The following is a 15025-nucleotide window of genomic DNA, read 5'->3' as shown; positions in this document are numbered from 1 at the left end:
GGGACTGTATTAGAAATTAGGGTAGCGGTAAATGCTCAATTTTATCTTGGTACTCATCATCAAACGATTCTTCATAAATCAAAATCAGTTCGTCAATATTTTGACCAATACTCAGCTTGGAATTTAGGATGAATATTCCAGGAATATGGCGATTTTGTTCTAGATGATCTGTTAAATGAACTGGCATAGACCGACGGTTGTTGGTAACAAGAATGAAATTGTGGATTTCGCACCAAATAAGAATTTCTGGATCGAGAGTTCCTTTGGAAGGTGCTGTTAGTTCTCCCACTGCTTGAACAACCATATCGGGATTGCGTCTGCGAATTTGATTGACATACGCAGGATCGACATTTTCATCAAAGAGATACTGGATTGGCATCAGCCTTTCTCCTTGCATCTCTTTCTGCTCTCAGTTTGCGGATTTTTTCATATACTGGACGAGGATTGCGACGTTGTTCTTCTCGCATTTTTTCTCCCCACTCCAGCCATTCGGTTATGTACTGACCGACTGCTTCTTTGTTGTGCAGGTAGTACAAAATGGTCGCATAAACTTGTTCCAGGGTGAGCGATGTATAAATGTTAGCGATTTCTTCGGCAGTTCGAGCGCGAAACAGGTATTCATAGAGAATGGTTTCGATGCCAATGCGAGAACCTTTGAGCCGAATATCATCTGGTCTGAGGAAGTTAAAGTAGTCTTCTAGTTGCGTGGTTTGGTGGTTGGCTTCATGAGATTGCTTCTCTTTATTGATTTCTGTTACTTCGGGAACCAGCACAATTACTTCTGCTCGGCTGTTGCGATATAACTTGAGCGGTTCACCAACGCACAATTGTCCTCGATCGTCGATCGTTGCCATCACTTTAATTGCTTTCATACAATCTACCCGATTTACAGGAGCGATATCTAGTATGATTATATCATAACAAATCCGATGGTAATGCTTTTATAATTGACATTAACAGCCGATCGCACTAAAGCCATGACACAAAATTTGGAAGCAAGCCAACTCTCGCTAAATGACGTTCGCCGCCTTCTCAAACTCCAAGAGTTAGAAGGAGAGGGCTTCAGTGATTTTTTCTCTCTGGAACTGCTGACAGAATCAGAACAGCAGGAACTATTAAAACTTAGAACTGACTTTCGACGCTACTTATCCGCAGGAAAAGTTTCAGAAGAACTCGTTAAGTTTTTAGTGCTTTCACCTTTGATGAGATTAACAGGATTTTTTGATATTCCGATCGTGCTGACAATGGAGGATAGTATACCCATTGAGGTTAAGGATGGAGATACTTTAATTAAGGGGCGGTTGGATATTTTAGCAGTAAATCAGCCGGATGCGGAGATAGGGGCGGCGCAGTTTTGGATTTTGGTAGTGGAGGCGAAAAATAGTGCGATCGCCCCTTTGGCCGGTTTACCACAATTGCTGACTTATGCTTATAAGAGTTTGCAGCAGCAATCGTCCGTTTGGGGATTGACTACGAATGGCGAAAGTTATCGGTTTGTGCGGGTGACGCGGGGGAATCCTTGCACTTATCAGATTTTACCAGAATTGAATTTGATTGACAGAGAGCGAGCGCTCTTGTTGGCGCAAGTTTTGAAAGCGATTTGCAAGTTACAGAACGTGCAGTTGCAGTTGGCGTAAACAGGAACGATCTAACATTTTATTGCACCATATAATATGGTTAACTGGATAAGCCGATCGCACTAAAGCCATGACCCAAAATTTAGAAGCAAGCCAACTCTCGCTAAATGACGTTCGCCGCCTTCTCAAACTGGAAAGACAAACAGGAGGAGGTTTTACTGATTTTTTCTCTCTGGAACCTCTGACGGATTTTGAACAGCAGGAATTATTGCAAATCAGCAATGACTTTTGGCGCTATCTAGAAGTGGGAAAGGTTTCTGAAGAATTGGTTAAGTTTTTGTCACTTTCACCGTTAATGAGATTAACGGGATTTTTTAAAGTTCCTGTGGTGCTGACAATGGAAGATAGCATCCCGATCGAGGTTGAGGATGGGGATACTTTAATTAAAGGGCGGTTGGATATCTTAGCCGTAAATCAGCCGGAGGCAGAGCTCGCGGCGGCACAGTTTTGGATTTTGGTAGTCGAGGCGAAAAATAGTGCGATCGATCCTTGGGCCGGTTTGCCGCAATTGCTGACTTATGCTTATAAAAGTTTGCAGCAGCAATCGTCTGTTTGGGGATTGACGACGAATGGACGTAACTATCAGTTTGTGTATCTGACGCGGGGCAATCCTTGCACTTATCAGATTTTACCGGAATTGAATTTGATTGACCGAGAGCGATCGCTCTTGTTGGCGCAAGTGTTGAAAGCTATTTGCAAGTTGCAGAATGTGCAGTTGCAGTTGGCTTAATCTCTGCGGTTAAAATCTGTGCTTACCCGTACTGCCGAGACAGATATTCTGTACCAGTTTAGTCCTAATCGCCCTCTATCGTCGATGCCAACTGTTGTTAACTTCTGTTGGGAACTGGTGGAACATTTAGAAATCAAGATTTGTTAAAAAAATGTAAGAGCTAGTGACAGAATACAAATTATTCTATACAATGATCAACGGTTAAACCCTGCAACTGAAGGTAAAAAAGTGTCTGAACTTAGACAAAATTTAATTACCAGAGATTGGGTAATCATCGCCACCGAACGGGCGACAAGACCGGATCAATTCGCTAACAAAAAAAAGTGCCAAATAGTAGTGCCACCGCACCGCGCCGATTGCCCGTTTTGCGTGGGAAATGAAGAAGACGGAACCTTAGAAACTTGCCGTTTGGGCGATTCCCTACGGGATAGCTTCGCTTCACGCACTGGCTGGAAAGTCAGGGCAATTCGCAACAAATATCCCGCCCTCTCCCCGACAGCAGAATGGATGAGGATATCATCGGGAATTCACCGCACGATGGCGGGAATCGGCGTTCACGAAGTAATTGTCGAACATCCGCGACACGATTTGACAACAGCTTTGTTGAGTGTTGAAGAAGTTGCAAACATACTTTTAGTATACCGCCAGCGCTATGTAGAAATTAGAAAAAATCCCCACATTGAAACAATTATTATCTTCAAAAATCACGGGGAAACTGCCGGAACTTCTCTCGAACACCCCCACTCGCAGATAGCAGCGACGCCCGTTGTACCCAGCCAATTTCGCAGCCGCATCGACGAAGCTATTAGATATTTTGACGACACCGGAGAATGTCTGTTTTGTCGGACTTTGGAAGATGAATTAGCGGCGAAGGAAAGAGTGATTTGTGAGAGTGAACATTTTGTGGCTTTTATCCCTTACGCTGCACTTTCACCCTTTCACACTTGGATTTTTCCGCGTCGGCATTCCTCTTCGTTTGATGAAATTACTGATGCGGAAATTACCGATCTTGCTGATACTTTGAAAACTGTACTGGCTAAGCTTTATTACGGATTGAACAATCCCGATTACAACTATAATATTCGATCGGTGCCGATCGCCGAAGGGGGAACAAAATACTTTCACTGGTATATCGCCATTATTCCCAGAGTCACCAAGCAAGCTGGGTTTGAGTTGGGCAGCGGGATGTTTATCAATACTGCTTTGCCCGAAGAAAGTGCGGCTTTTTTGCGATCGATCGAAATTCCTAGCGACAGTAATTTCCCCCCCATCTAAAGTATCCTACATCACAATAGGTCAAGTTTACTTAAACTGGGGGTGGAAATGCACCCAGCTATTCTGAGTTGCGAGTCTGCGTTGAGGGAGGAAATTGATATTATTTGAGATTTGAGATTAAAGAATTGGGCATAACGCATGATCTAATGGTTTAGATCACCGGCATAAAGTTGGATTCTTTTTTAAACTGCTATAACTTACGCTCTCAAGTTAGGAACGTACAAATACTTATGGATTTTACCAAACTCACAATAAACTTTCGACATATTGCCAGCCGTCGTCGCTAAAAGTAGCTCTCAACATATCTCTAATTTTGGCATCGATCGATAATATTCCCTCACCCGATTCAACATTCTCGCCGATTTCGCAACTGTCTTCAGACATATGTTCTTGGATGAGGGCCAGAGTATCGGCGAAATTAGCCAGAAAATAATGTTCGTGCACCCACGCTGTCGGATCTGGTATTGCTGCATTCCCAAAAGCTCGATCGACTAAATCTTTTTTGGCAACATCGTCAGTCTGGTTTTTCATGTTGAGATCGATTTAGGTAGAACTGGTAACTTTTCCATTTTAAGCTTAATTGTCAACACGATCGCGATCCCGATCGACCACAGCAGTGACAAATTTGTGTAGTTTGTGCGATCGCGATCCTAATTTTTTGGTCGATCGCGTGTTATTATGCTCGCTCACACTCCGTGACCAATAATTTTCACCTCTGGTAAAATACACTTGGGCATCATTCCGTGAACTCCTTTTTGAGGATTGTTGACAGCCTGCGTAATCCGAAAATTTACCGCGAGGGAACAGAAAACATAAGCATCTTCCTCTTGGAAACCTGCAAACTTTTGCAGCCAATAAACCGTCTGTTTTACCGCCATCTCAAACGCTTCATCTAATGTTCTACCAAATCCCATAATCACAATATGAGTGGGCGTTTCCGCAAACGGAAATATCAGAAATAAATCCTTGCGTAAAATGATTTGAATAGTCCCCTTCATCGAAGTTTCAATGGCCGTACCGTCAACTTCACCATCTCCTTGTGCCGAATGTCCGTCGCCAATGGACAGTAAACCGCCCCGCATAAAAACCGGTAAAAATAACCGCGTTCCTGGTTGGAGTTCCTGATTGTCCATATTGCCGCCGTAGCGCTCTGGAGGAATAGAAGAACGGTTGATTTCTGCATTGGCAACGCCGATAATTCCAAAAAAAGGATGCAGGGGAATCCCAAGGCGGCTACCTGGGGGAAATTCAGCAATGTTTTGCTCTAAATCTAGCGGAATAAACCGCAATTTAGGGTCGGGAAAATACTCCGGTAAAGCTCCCCATCCCGCGCGAATTGCATTAAATCCTACTGGTAAACTGGGGTAAACATCCTCAATGTGAATTTCTAAAACGTCTCCTGGTTCGGCGTTGTTAACATAAATCGGGCCTGTCAGCAAGTGGGGCCCCGGCCCAACTTTGCGGTTGGGAGGCAAATTCTGACAAATATCTAAAAATTCGGGGGTGAGAAATTCCGGCGGCGCTTTGTCAGCAACATAATATCCTGAATAGGTTTCGATATCGATGCGATCGCCCGAATCGACAGTTAAAGCAGGTTCGAGCTTCGGAGAAAAACCGCCCAAGTGTACGGTTTTGCAGTTAGCTTTGAGAAGGTGGCGAGTCATGGGATTTTAGATTTTAGATTTTAGATTTTAGATTGAAGGAAGGGTGTTAAGAATGTTATATCGCAAGTCTCAATTATTTTTGATAATTTTTTTTATGAACCGCAGAGGGCGCAGAGGGCGCAGAGAAAGAGAATGGAGAGATTGGAAGATGTGAAAAAATAGTTGAGGTTTGTTAGATGTGAGATATTCTACTAATTTCTTAACTTGTTGATAACCTGGGTAGTTTAAAATTTAAAGTGGGTGTCGCGGGTTTATATGTATTGGGGTGGGGAGTTCTGTTTGGCTGGTGCAACCCGCCCTTACAAACTAATGACTAATGAATTATGTTAACACCATTGCCCAACCAAGTAGGAAATCCCAAAGGTTATTCTCGCAATCCCTGGTTTTTTGCTGTTTTGATTTTGATTGTCCTCTTGCTAGGTTTCCTTATGCAATCTTATCTTAACAAACCTCAGCTTTTAACCGATCCGTTTTTGCAAGTCCCAACAGCAAACTCGGTGCGAGTTGTCTGGTTTACCGAGTTTCCTGGTACTCGCAATACTGTTGCTTACGGCGAAAATTTGAATCAAGTTGTGACGGCAAATACTACCAAGCTAAGCCGCACTCGCGAAGACAAAGACTCGCGCATTTCCGATGAAATGAAACAAAGCATCATTGACAGCAATCCAATTGTCCGCGACATCTGGCGCCACGAAGCAGAAGTCTCCAATTTAATGCCCGGTGCTCGCATTCCTTATCGAGTCACCAGCCAAAGGAAAGACGGCGCATCTGTCAGCAGCAAAGTTTTCACTCTTTCTCCGACACCAGCAGCAGGAATGCCGCTCAAAATTCTCCTCACTTCCGACCATCAATTGATGCCTATGACAGCAGCAAATCTCCAGAAAGTAGCCGAAACAATGGGGAGAGTTGACGCGGTTTTTATGGCAGGGGATTTAATTAATATACCCGATCGCGCTTCCGAATGGTTTGACGACTACCGAGGCCGCGCCTTCTTTCCCGCTCTGCAAGGTCGCGCATTTTCCGAACTGGACAAAAACGGCATCAAAACCGTTTACAGCGGCGGCGAACTGATCCAACACGCGCCTTTATTTCCCGCCATTGGCAATCACGAAATCATGGGCAGGTTTGCAACCAACAGCAAACTCGATGACCAATTTAACGATCCTTTTCCCCGCGCCGCTGCCGAGAAAATATACGCTCAACGTGCTGCCTCTTTGAATCCCAATAATGACCCTTCAGTGCGGGAAATATGGCTGAAAAACAATAGTTTTAATAGCGATACCTATGACGAAATTTTCAATTTACCTGGAGGCAAAAATTACTATGCTGTGACTTTTGGGGACGTGCGGTTAGTGACTTTGTACGTGGCGAATATCTGGCGGACTCCGAATTTAGATCCGCGTGCCAGAGGCAGGTATCGGGAACGAGACGCAGATTTTAATAATCCCGAAAAATGGGGATACGGACAGCATATTTTTGAGCCGATTGTCAAGGGCAGCGCTCAATATAATTGGCTGCAACAAGAGTTAAAGAGTTCGGAATTCCAGCAGGCAAAATATAAAATTGTGATGTTTCACTACCCGCCGCATTCTCTGGGTGACAATATTGTACCTGCTTATACCGATCCAGTGCAAATAGTCGATCGCGCTCTCGATGGCGAGATTAAAATGGTGCGTTACGAGTATCCGAAACAGCAAGATTATCTGATTCGGGATGTAGTGCCGCTACTAGAAACAGCGGGGGTGCAGTTGGTATTTTACGGACATTCGCACTTGTGGAATCGGTTTGTAAGTTCCAGCGGAATGCACTTTTTGGAGAGTTCTAATGTGGGCAACAGTTACGGTGCTTTTGTGGGGGAAAAGCGCCGATTTGTGCCGCCGGCATATCGGGAAGATTACAGCGCTATTGGAGACCCGAACGGATTGGAACCTGTGGTGCCGACTGTTGCGCCTTTGTTGGCAGAAGACGGGCGGCCGCTGCCATATATTGATAGTAATGATATTACGGCTTTTACTATTTTTGATACGGGGGAGGGTACGGTTAGCAGCTACTATTTTGATACGCGGAAACCGGAGTCGGAAGTGGTGAAGTTTGATGAGTTTAAGTGCGAAAGGTAAGGGCACGGTATTGCTGTGTCCCTAGAGATATCTGAGTGAACAGAGATGTTGCACTATTCTCAATTACCTGTTTAGCAACGGGCAAGATGCCCGTTCCACAAGAAAATTGAGTTTTGTGGAACAGGCATCTTGCCTGTTCTTGAAAATGGTGCAAGATGTAAAATTAAACTGAGATGTTGCACTATTCTTAATTACCTGTTTAGGAACGGGCATCTTGCCCGTTCCACAAGAAAGAAATTCATTCTTTGTGGAACAGGCATCTTGCCTGTTCTTAACAATGGTGCAAGATGTAAGATTAAACCTTTCTCAATTAGCTGTTTAGCAACGGGCAAGATGCCCGTTCCACCAAACTCAATTTTCTTGTGGAACAGGCATCTTGCCTGTTCTGAACAAAGGTGCAAGATGTAAGATTAAACCTTGTCTTTCGCAGGCGGAACCAAACCTGTTTTATTCAAACCCGCATCAATCTGCCTGAGCAATTTAAAATCGTCTTCGGGTAAGGAATTAACAGGCGAGTGTTTTTCCAGAAACGAGAATGCTTGCCGAAATTCACGCGGCCGGGAGTCGATCGCACCATCGAAGTGACAAGGTACAATTTTTTCAAAGTCCCAACTCGCCACTTGATCCACCCAATCGAGAGTTTCCCTCGGCGCGCGGTTGAGAATCAAAGTCTGCAAAATCGGCGCGACAAACAACCGCCCCCCTCCCCGCAAAGCCTCAAAAGATCGCTCCCAATGTGTTTTCCACTTGAACGGATACAACCCGAAATAAGCTTTTCTAGAGCGTTCTGGCGCTTTGCGTGCGCTGGCAAATACCTCCGACCACGGCGGCACTTCCAGCACGCTAGGCGTAAAATACATGGCAAATAAGGCGATTCTCTGCCACCCTTTGCGCCGATTTTCGTGGGTGTCTGCCACCGTGTCCGAGGCGCTGTCTTTGGCGTGAAACAGCAGCGGGTACGAGTCGAGTTGGACGATCGCGGGCGGATTTTCGGGAATGGAAACTATGGAATCTGTTAACATCAGTGTGCGCGATCGTCTGTGAAATAACGCAACTTCAGCAAATCTGCCCAAACCGAGGTCGAGGGGGCCGAGAATTGCCCAGTCAAATTGATCGGCTAACGGCGTGTTGCTGCTGTCAAAGGGCAGTACAGAGGTGCGTTTCGCGGGCAAACCCAGCCAACTCAGCGGCAAATTCACCGGGAAACTCCACTGCTGCGGGGCGACAAACACCTGCGCTTCGGGAAAACACCTCGCAAAGGGGCCGACAAAAACTTTGTGCTCGATGCCCGAAACCGTTGTCAGCAGGATGTACTTAACCTCGCCGTGCTCTGCTACTAACTCTTTTACCAAGCGGATGCACTCAGGAGTCGGTGCAACGGGGGCGTATACGAGAAGGCCTTCGGGTTCTAGTTTAATTACCGTCATCCGAATCGGGACGACTACGTAGAAAATGCCTTGTAGTTGGTCAAAAGTCCAGATTGTATCCTTGACTATTTCCTTGCGGATGGTGCGCCGCTTGCTGTAGGGATAGAGGGGGACAACTGGCCAAAAGGCCCAAGAATAGTCCCTAGAATCAATCTCTTCTGATGTTGGTATGCCTTCGCCCTCTGCCACTGGTGCGACTCCTTGCCGATTTTTTTGTACGTGCGTGCGATCGAACTGTTTTTATCTTATTTCACTCCTGTTGCGCGGATTCGAGGAGTTGAAAAGGGGTTTCACCAGGCCTGGGTGCGAGAACTATTAAACTGATATCTTGCACCATTTTCAGCAACAGGCTGTCCGGCCTGTTCCACAAGAAAATTTATATTTTGTGGAACAGGCATCTTGCCTGTTCATAAAAGGCTAATTGATAATGGTGCAACATATGAGTTAAACCAACTGTTCCGGATCGATGCCTAACTCCCGCAACCGCGCCGCTAGTCTTTCCTCTCGCTGTTGAGATTCTGTGAGTTGCTGTTGAGATTCTGTCAGTTGCTGTTGAGCTTCAATTACTTGCTGTTGAGCTTCTATCAGTTGCCGTTCCGCCGCCGTCGCCCTTTCCCCCGGACTTAAAATCAACCCTCCTTGGGCCGTAAACCACCGCAACCACAACCGATTCATACTCTTATAAGTGCCTTGCCACCAACCTAAACTCAACTGCAATTCAGGAATAAATAACTGCCCATCAATTAATTCTGCCGGTTCATAGTGGCCTCCTACAAGATGAAAAGCTCGCAATTCATCCGTGTAGCGACTGAAAATAAAATAGTAAGGAATCCGCAAAATTTGTTCATAAACTTGCCACTTAGTCGGCGGTTCCCCAGCTTGCTGAACAGTCCGCCCTAAATCTTCATCTTCAGTGCCCGGCGATAGCAATTCCACCACCACAAACGGATTTACCCGTTCTTGCCACACTACATAACTCAAACGCATATCGCGCCCTTGATAAAGCCTTGGCACACCCACCGCAGCAAACCAATCCGGGCGTTTATGCCAGCGCGGTTGTGTTGCATCGTAATACAAATTTAGGTCGCTGGCTGTAAAGACTTGTTCCGCATCCCATCCCGGCGGCAAAAACGTGAATTCCAAGAGTTGCGGCTGATCTAAATGAAATGTATCTGGCAAACCGGGCTCCTTTGGGTCTTCGCTAGGTAAATCATACATTGTTGGCAAACTCTGCCGGGGGTCAAGAGGCGGTTCAGCTTGAGCAGGCGGGTAAGTCGGGAGTGTCATAATAAATTCTGAGGTTGCTTATCCTGATATGATTATAACCTTGTGAGAATGTCTTGCATTTCCAAAGAATTCCCATTAACTCTCAATCTCAAATCTCAAATCAAAACTCCAAAATCGATATGACTCAAAACTACCGCATCACTCTTTTACCAGGAGACGGCATCGGCCCTGAAATTATCGCTGTGGCGGTAGATGTCCTGAAACTTGTCGGTCAACAATTGGACATCGGCTTTGAATTTCAAGAAGCTTTAATGGGCGGCGCTGCTATTGATGCAACAGGCAATCCGCTGCCAGAAGAAACACTCTTAAAATGCCGCCACTGCGATGCAGTATTGTTAGCAGCAATTGGCGGTTACAAGTGGGATAATTTGCCCCGCGAACAGCGCCCGGAGACTGGATTATTAGGACTGCGCGCCGGATTGGGATTGTTTGCCAATTTGCGGCCTGCGACTATTTTACCGCAATTGGTTGATGCTTCTAGTTTGAAACGGGAAGTTGTCGAAGGCGTGGATATTATGGTCATCCGCGAACTCACAGGCGGCATTTATTTCGGCAAACCGAAAGGTATTTTTGAGACGGAAACAGGGGAAAAACGCGGCGTTAATACGATGGCTTACACCGAGTCGGAAATTGACAGAATCGGGCGAGTGGCTTTTGAGACGGCCAGGAAGCGGGGGAAAAGGCTGTGTTCCGTTGATAAAGCGAATGTTTTGGATGTTTCGCAACTGTGGCGCGATCGTATTATTGCCCTTTCTTCAGAATACCCTGATGTCGAACTTTCTCACCTCTATGTTGACAACGCAGCAATGCAGTTAATTCGCTGGCCGAAACAGTTCGATACTATTGTCACCGGCAATTTATTCGGCGACATTCTTTCCGATGCTGCGGCGATGCTAACTGGTAGCATTGGGATGCTGCCTTCTGCTAGTTTGGGAGCAAGCGGGCCGGGAGTTTTTGAACCCGTGCACGGTTCCGCACCAGACATCGCCGGACAAGATAAAGCAAATCCCATCGCCCAAGTTTTGAGTGCGGCAATGATGCTACGTTACGCCTTAAATCAGCCGGAAGCTGCTAATAAAATTGAGCAAGCAGTTGTCGAAGTTTTGGATCGAGGTTATCGCACTGGTGATATCATGTCGGAAGGCATGAAACTCGTCGGGTGTCGGGCAATGGGCGATGCTTTAATTGAAGTTCTGCAAGGTTGATCGAATGGCCTTGTAGGGGCGGGTTTTACCAATAATATTCGATGCACGCGCACAATCTCATAAACCCGCCCCCACACAACTAATAACCTTTGATTGAAGTTTTGTAAAGTCGATCGCATAGCGTGGTAGGGGCGGGTTTTACGAATAATATATAACGATTACCAACAATCTAGATAAACCCGCCCCCACCCCACCAATAATCCACATCAACCTGAAATTTGTATTGAATGTTAAGATGTAGGTGATGATTGTTTGTTGGGTTGGGCGGGTTTATGAGATTTTTTGTTTTAGGCAATTATGGTTGGTAAAACCCGCCCCTACAGGAATTGGGTTTTAATGTTCCGCAGTACATTGAGGGCGGGTTTATGAGATTATTTATTTTTGGCGATTATGGTTGGTAAAACCCGCCCCTACAGCAATTGGGGTTTAATGTTCCGCAGTACATTGAGGGCGGGTTTATAAGATTATTAATTTTTGGCGATTATGGTTGGTAAAACCCGCCCCTACAGGAATTGGGGTTTAATGTTCGGCTGTCAAAAGCTTGAATTGCTCGGTATCAATGCGACTTGCTCGATACAAAACTTCAGCAATTTCCGAAAGCGCTAACACAGAATGGGCGCGATAACCGTTGGCCTGCATCTTATCTTTGACTCCCTGTTCGTGGTCGATTAATACCACAATATCTTCCACATTCAAGCCAGCCGATTTTAACTTAGCCGCGCCTTCCATCACGCTTTTGCCACTAATCAAAATGTCATCGACTACGACAATCGTTTCTCCTGCCTGAAAATGCCCCTCAATTAACTTACCTGCACCGTAAGTTTTCACCTCCTTGCGCGGGAAAATCATCGGGCGTTCCATCCGCAATGCTAAACCGGTTGCTGTGGGTAAAGAACCGTAGGGAATTCCCGCAATGCGATCGAATTTTAAATCCTTGAGAATGTCTGCATAAGCGCTGACAATTTGATGGAAGATTTGGGGAATTGAGATAATTTTCCGCAAGTCGATGTAATATGGAAATACGGCTCCCGATGCTTGTACGTGGTCGCCAAAAACTACGCAGCCGATGTCATAAAGTTGCAAGATTAAATCCCGGTGAGGTTCCGGTTGCAAAAAGCAAACATCGGGCAGCCACAATTCGCAAGTGGGACTACCTTCGATCGCCCGCAGCCTCAGTTTATTAATACTATCCCGCAAGTTCTCAATTTTTTGGCGCGGCTCTTTCTCCGCTAATAAACTTGGGGGGACTGGCAGCAATAAATCTTCACCATTCTTGCTTAAACCGGCCGCCAGCAGTTGTGCGAGGTCGTTTTCTTCTGTGAGGTCATTTTCTTCGGCGATGTCTCCTTCGACTAAAATTAGGCGTTCAGGAGCCTCTTTGCGGATGCGGGCTAACATATCCGGCATTACTCCTACTTCTAAACCGAGTTTTTCGGGAGTTCCCCAAGTTTGAGAGAGTCGGACTAATTGCAAGTACAAAGGGTTGTCTGGCGTCGGGTATTCTTGCACATCCGCCGCTGACGGGTTGGCGGTGCCACAGAGGACAAAAACAGTTTTTCCAGCGTATAACAAAAAAGGCGCTACTTGGTCGAATCCGGGATAGGGACTTAAAGTAATAGCGTCAACTCGCCAGTCTTGAAATACAATTTTGGCAAACACTGTGCTGGTATTTAAATCGCAGTGTTTGGCATCTAAAATTACTGGCAGGTGAGGGGGAATAATTGTTAAAATTTCTTGCAGCAATGCCCAACCGGGAATACCGAGAGATTGGTAAAAACCGAGGGTGATTTTGCAGGCACAGATTAAATCGGCTGTTTGGTCGATCGCACTTTTTAGCTTTGACAACAAATCAGTTACAAAAGTTTGAGTCTCTTCCCCAGTCATGGAAACCTGCGGGGGCAAGGTTTCCGGGTCGGGGTCGAGGGCTAAATAGAGCAAACTTTGATTGGTTTCAACAGCCGCTAACAGTTTATCGAAAAAGTTGGTTCGATCGCTCATAGTGTGTTATGGAGGTAAGGGGAATTTAAAAAATTGCAGGTCAAAGTGGGATTGGTGTTGTGCCGGAAGAAACCGATCCCCGTTGAAATTGAAATTAAGAATCTTTTAAAATTGTAGAATGTAAAGAGCAGGAAATCTGTAACTTTGGGAGCAGTTTCATGGGGAATGATTTTCGGGTTAGCTACACCAGTGATTGCACCTAAGCCGCAGCAAGTCAATTAGTTGTGGTAAACTAACCAGTGTCCGGGCGGCGATTTTATCGGCATTTCCCTGCGGCAGGCGAGTTTAGCAAATGCCAATTTCCAAGGGGCAAATTTGAGCGGGGCTGCTTGGCGGCAAGCTAATTTACAAGCCGCTAATTTGACTCAAGCTAATTTAACCAGAGCCCGTTTGAGGGGTCTAATCTAAAAAATCCTACCGTTGGAGGTATTATTTTGGTTGACCGAGAATTTCTTGATGGTACAAGCCCCCGCATTTATCCGTGGAATCAATCGAAAATCCTCAAGCCCCGGCATTTATCCGTGGGGTCGCCTCTAAAATCTAAAATCTAAAATCTAAAATCTAAAATCGATTGACGGTAGTATTAAATAGAAACAGAATCTAAAGCAATGCCCGCCTTATATTAGGGATAGTAATAAATGATCGGTACGATCGACTTTACGATTTGGGACGAGTTGCTGCAACGCTACGTTGACGATTTCGGCCGCGTCAATTATCGGGGCTGGAAAGCTGAGGGGGCGGATGTTTTGAGGGCGTGGCTGGAAAGTTTGGCCGATGTGGATTTGGCGGATGGTACTGATGCGGATGCGCGGCTGGCGTTGTGGCTGAATGCGTACAATGCGATCGCAATTTCTCAAGTTCTGGAAGTATATCCGATCGCGTCGATCCGTCCCAAAGTTTTGGGAATTCCCAACTGGCTGAGTTTTTTGGATTTTTTCACTCGTTCAAATACGATTATTGGCGGCAAAAAGTACAGTCTCAATCAAATCGAACACGCAATTTTGCGGCCGGAATTTGCGGAACCGCGCATCCATTTTGCATTAGTTTGCGCTTCAGTCGGGTGCCCGCTGCTGCGCCGGGGGGCTTATTTCCCCGAGTCGGTACGGACTCAACTAGAAGCGGATGCCAGCCGTTTTATTCACAATCCTGATAAGGTGCGATATGATGCCGAGAAAAAGACGCTTTATTTGAGCAAGATTTTTAAGTGGTACGGCGAGGATTTTGTGAAGGCGGCGGGTTCGGTGGCTGACTATGTGGGCGGTTATTTGGGGCCGGAGGTGGCTGTGGGTGATGGATGGGCGATCGTTTTTTTGCCTTACGACTGGAATTTAAATCGGGTTGATGGATAAAATTTGCGCCTAGGGGTAGGTGTTTTTTTTGTGGGGTGGTTTTTTTTCGGTTGTATCGCTTGTTCTGTAAGGATTTGAGCCACTTTTGGAAAAAATAGGTTCCCAAAAACGCTGTAATGCTTGCTGTGATGGGTTTTGAGTGCTGTTGAAAAACTTGCCTATTGACAGGTCGATCTTGAAATGGTACTTTTAATATGTACAGACGCAAACGAACCTTGAAAACTAAATACAGTAACAGTTTCAGAAACCAACTGTTGCAATCAACCTAAATCCCTATCAGGGATTGAAACAGTCCAGCGATAGCCGTCAAAAGTCCGCCCAACTGAGTGTTGCAAT

Annotated in this window: 14 protein-coding genes and 1 CRISPR repeat array (1 of these 15 cut by a window edge); of the genes, 7 read left to right on the top strand and 7 right to left on the bottom strand. The window is 45.7% G+C overall.

Going from position 1 to position 15025, the window contains the following annotated elements:
• Positions 1-16 precede the first annotated feature (16 nt).
• Positions 17-379 (bottom strand): DUF5615 family PIN-like protein, encoded by a 363-nt coding sequence (locus tag QT992_RS01255; protein WP_333318746.1) that lies wholly within the window; start codon positions 377-379, stop codon positions 17-19.
• Positions 357-872: a DUF433 domain-containing protein gene (locus QT992_RS01250; protein ID WP_445251144.1), complete on the bottom strand. Its 516-nt coding sequence runs from the start codon at positions 870-872 to the stop codon at positions 357-359. The genes QT992_RS01255 and QT992_RS01250 overlap by 23 nt, the downstream gene beginning before the upstream one ends.
• Before the next feature lie 105 nt (positions 873-977).
• Here QT992_RS01250 and QT992_RS01245 point away from each other — a divergent pair, with 105 nt between their 5' ends.
• The 3 genes from QT992_RS01245 (at position 978) to galT (ending at position 3642) form a co-directional block, all read left to right on the top strand.
• Complete coding sequence (locus QT992_RS01245) at positions 978-1637, top strand: restriction endonuclease subunit R (protein WP_333318748.1); 660 nt, start codon at positions 978-980, stop codon at positions 1635-1637.
• Between the two features lie 70 nt (positions 1638-1707).
• The gene (locus tag QT992_RS01240) at positions 1708-2367 is read left to right on the top strand and encodes a restriction endonuclease subunit R (protein WP_333336186.1); all 660 of its coding nucleotides are present in this window, start codon (positions 1708-1710) and stop codon (positions 2365-2367) included.
• A 228-nt stretch (positions 2368-2595) separates the two neighbouring features.
• The gene (gene galT, locus QT992_RS01235; protein ID WP_333318752.1) at positions 2596-3642 is read left to right on the top strand and encodes a galactose-1-phosphate uridylyltransferase; all 1047 of its coding nucleotides are present in this window, start codon (positions 2596-2598) and stop codon (positions 3640-3642) included.
• A gap of 246 nt (positions 3643-3888) precedes the next feature.
• Here the strand turns inward: galT and QT992_RS01230 are convergent, their stop codons facing one another.
• Together QT992_RS01230 and QT992_RS01225 are read right to left on the bottom strand one after the other, a co-directional pair.
• The gene (locus tag QT992_RS01230; protein WP_333376371.1) at positions 3889-4173 is read right to left on the bottom strand and encodes a hypothetical protein; all 285 of its coding nucleotides are present in this window, start codon (positions 4171-4173) and stop codon (positions 3889-3891) included.
• A gap of 155 nt (positions 4174-4328) precedes the next feature.
• The gene (locus QT992_RS01225; protein WP_333376369.1) at positions 4329-5306 is read right to left on the bottom strand and encodes an acetamidase/formamidase family protein; all 978 of its coding nucleotides are present in this window, start codon (positions 5304-5306) and stop codon (positions 4329-4331) included.
• A 323-nt stretch (positions 5307-5629) separates the two neighbouring features.
• On the opposite strand from QT992_RS01225, the gene QT992_RS01220 reads away from it, so the two are divergent.
• On the top strand, positions 5630-7423 hold the full coding sequence (locus tag QT992_RS01220) for a metallophosphoesterase (RefSeq protein WP_333336195.1): 1794 nt from the start codon (positions 5630-5632) through the stop codon (positions 7421-7423).
• 410 nt (positions 7424-7833) lie between these two features.
• Here QT992_RS01220 and QT992_RS01215 read toward each other — a convergent pair whose 3' ends face one another.
• Both QT992_RS01215 and QT992_RS01210 read right to left on the bottom strand, forming a co-directional pair.
• Positions 7834-9039 (bottom strand): DUF4336 domain-containing protein, encoded by a 1206-nt coding sequence (locus QT992_RS01215; protein WP_333318759.1) that lies wholly within the window; start codon positions 9037-9039, stop codon positions 7834-7836.
• Between the two features lie 255 nt (positions 9040-9294).
• Positions 9295-10137: a Uma2 family endonuclease gene (locus QT992_RS01210; RefSeq protein WP_333336198.1), complete on the bottom strand. Its 843-nt coding sequence runs from the start codon at positions 10135-10137 to the stop codon at positions 9295-9297.
• Between the two features lie 119 nt (positions 10138-10256).
• On the opposite strand from QT992_RS01210, the gene leuB reads away from it, so the two are divergent.
• Positions 10257-11342, top strand: a complete 1086-nt coding sequence (leuB, locus tag QT992_RS01205; RefSeq protein WP_333336202.1) for a 3-isopropylmalate dehydrogenase — start codon at positions 10257-10259, stop codon at positions 11340-11342.
• Between the two features lie 519 nt (positions 11343-11861).
• Here the strand turns inward: leuB and QT992_RS01200 are convergent.
• A complete protein-coding gene (locus tag QT992_RS01200) occupies positions 11862-13340 on the bottom strand; it encodes a bifunctional orotidine-5'-phosphate decarboxylase/orotate phosphoribosyltransferase (RefSeq protein WP_333336205.1) in 1479 nt (492 codons plus the stop codon).
• Positions 13341-13598: 258 nt separating this feature from the next.
• On the opposite strand from QT992_RS01200, the gene QT992_RS33475 reads away from it, so the two are divergent.
• Complete coding sequence (locus QT992_RS33475; RefSeq protein WP_445305789.1) at positions 13599-13748, top strand: pentapeptide repeat-containing protein; 150 nt, start codon at positions 13599-13601, stop codon at positions 13746-13748.
• A gap of 230 nt (positions 13749-13978) precedes the next feature.
• Positions 13979-14689, top strand: a complete 711-nt coding sequence (locus QT992_RS01195) for a DUF547 domain-containing protein (RefSeq protein ID WP_333376367.1) — start codon at positions 13979-13981, stop codon at positions 14687-14689.
• Positions 14690-14942: 253 nt separating this feature from the next.
• A CRISPR array of direct repeats spans positions 14943-15025; the repeat unit is 37 nt; unit sequence GTTGCAATCAACCTAAATCCCTATCAGGGATTGAAAC; it runs 1319 nt beyond the window's last position.

The organism is Microcoleus sp. T3_D1 (genome assembly GCF_036700405.1).
GTDB lineage: Bacteria > Cyanobacteriota > Cyanobacteriia > Cyanobacteriales > Microcoleaceae > Microcoleus.
Note: the sequence above shows the minus strand (reverse complement) of the source record. Positions and strands in the feature narration are given on the sequence as shown.

Coding starts and splice junctions, on each gene's coding strand:
- QT992_RS01255 (WP_333318746.1), bottom strand. CDS start 379: ATGCCAATCCAGTATCTCTTTGATGAAAATGTCGATCCTGCGTATGTC.
- QT992_RS01250 (WP_445251144.1), bottom strand. CDS start 872: ATGAAAGCAATTAAAGTGATGGCAACGATCGACGATCGAGGACAATTG.
- QT992_RS01245 (WP_333318748.1), top strand. CDS start 978: ATGACACAAAATTTGGAAGCAAGCCAACTCTCGCTAAATGACGTTCGC.
- QT992_RS01240 (WP_333336186.1), top strand. CDS start 1,708: ATGACCCAAAATTTAGAAGCAAGCCAACTCTCGCTAAATGACGTTCGC.
- QT992_RS01230 (WP_333376371.1), bottom strand. CDS start 4,173: ATGAAAAACCAGACTGACGATGTTGCCAAAAAAGATTTAGTCGATCGA.
- QT992_RS01225 (WP_333376369.1), bottom strand. CDS start 5,306: ATGACTCGCCACCTTCTCAAAGCTAACTGCAAAACCGTACACTTGGGC.
- QT992_RS01220 (WP_333336195.1), top strand. CDS start 5,630: ATGTTAACACCATTGCCCAACCAAGTAGGAAATCCCAAAGGTTATTCT.
- QT992_RS01210 (WP_333336198.1), bottom strand. CDS start 10,137: ATGACACTCCCGACTTACCCGCCTGCTCAAGCTGAACCGCCTCTTGAC.
- leuB (WP_333336202.1), top strand. CDS start 10,257: ATGACTCAAAACTACCGCATCACTCTTTTACCAGGAGACGGCATCGGC.
- QT992_RS01200 (WP_333336205.1), bottom strand. CDS start 13,340: ATGAGCGATCGAACCAACTTTTTCGATAAACTGTTAGCGGCTGTTGAA.
- QT992_RS01195 (WP_333376367.1), top strand. CDS start 13,979: ATGATCGGTACGATCGACTTTACGATTTGGGACGAGTTGCTGCAACGC.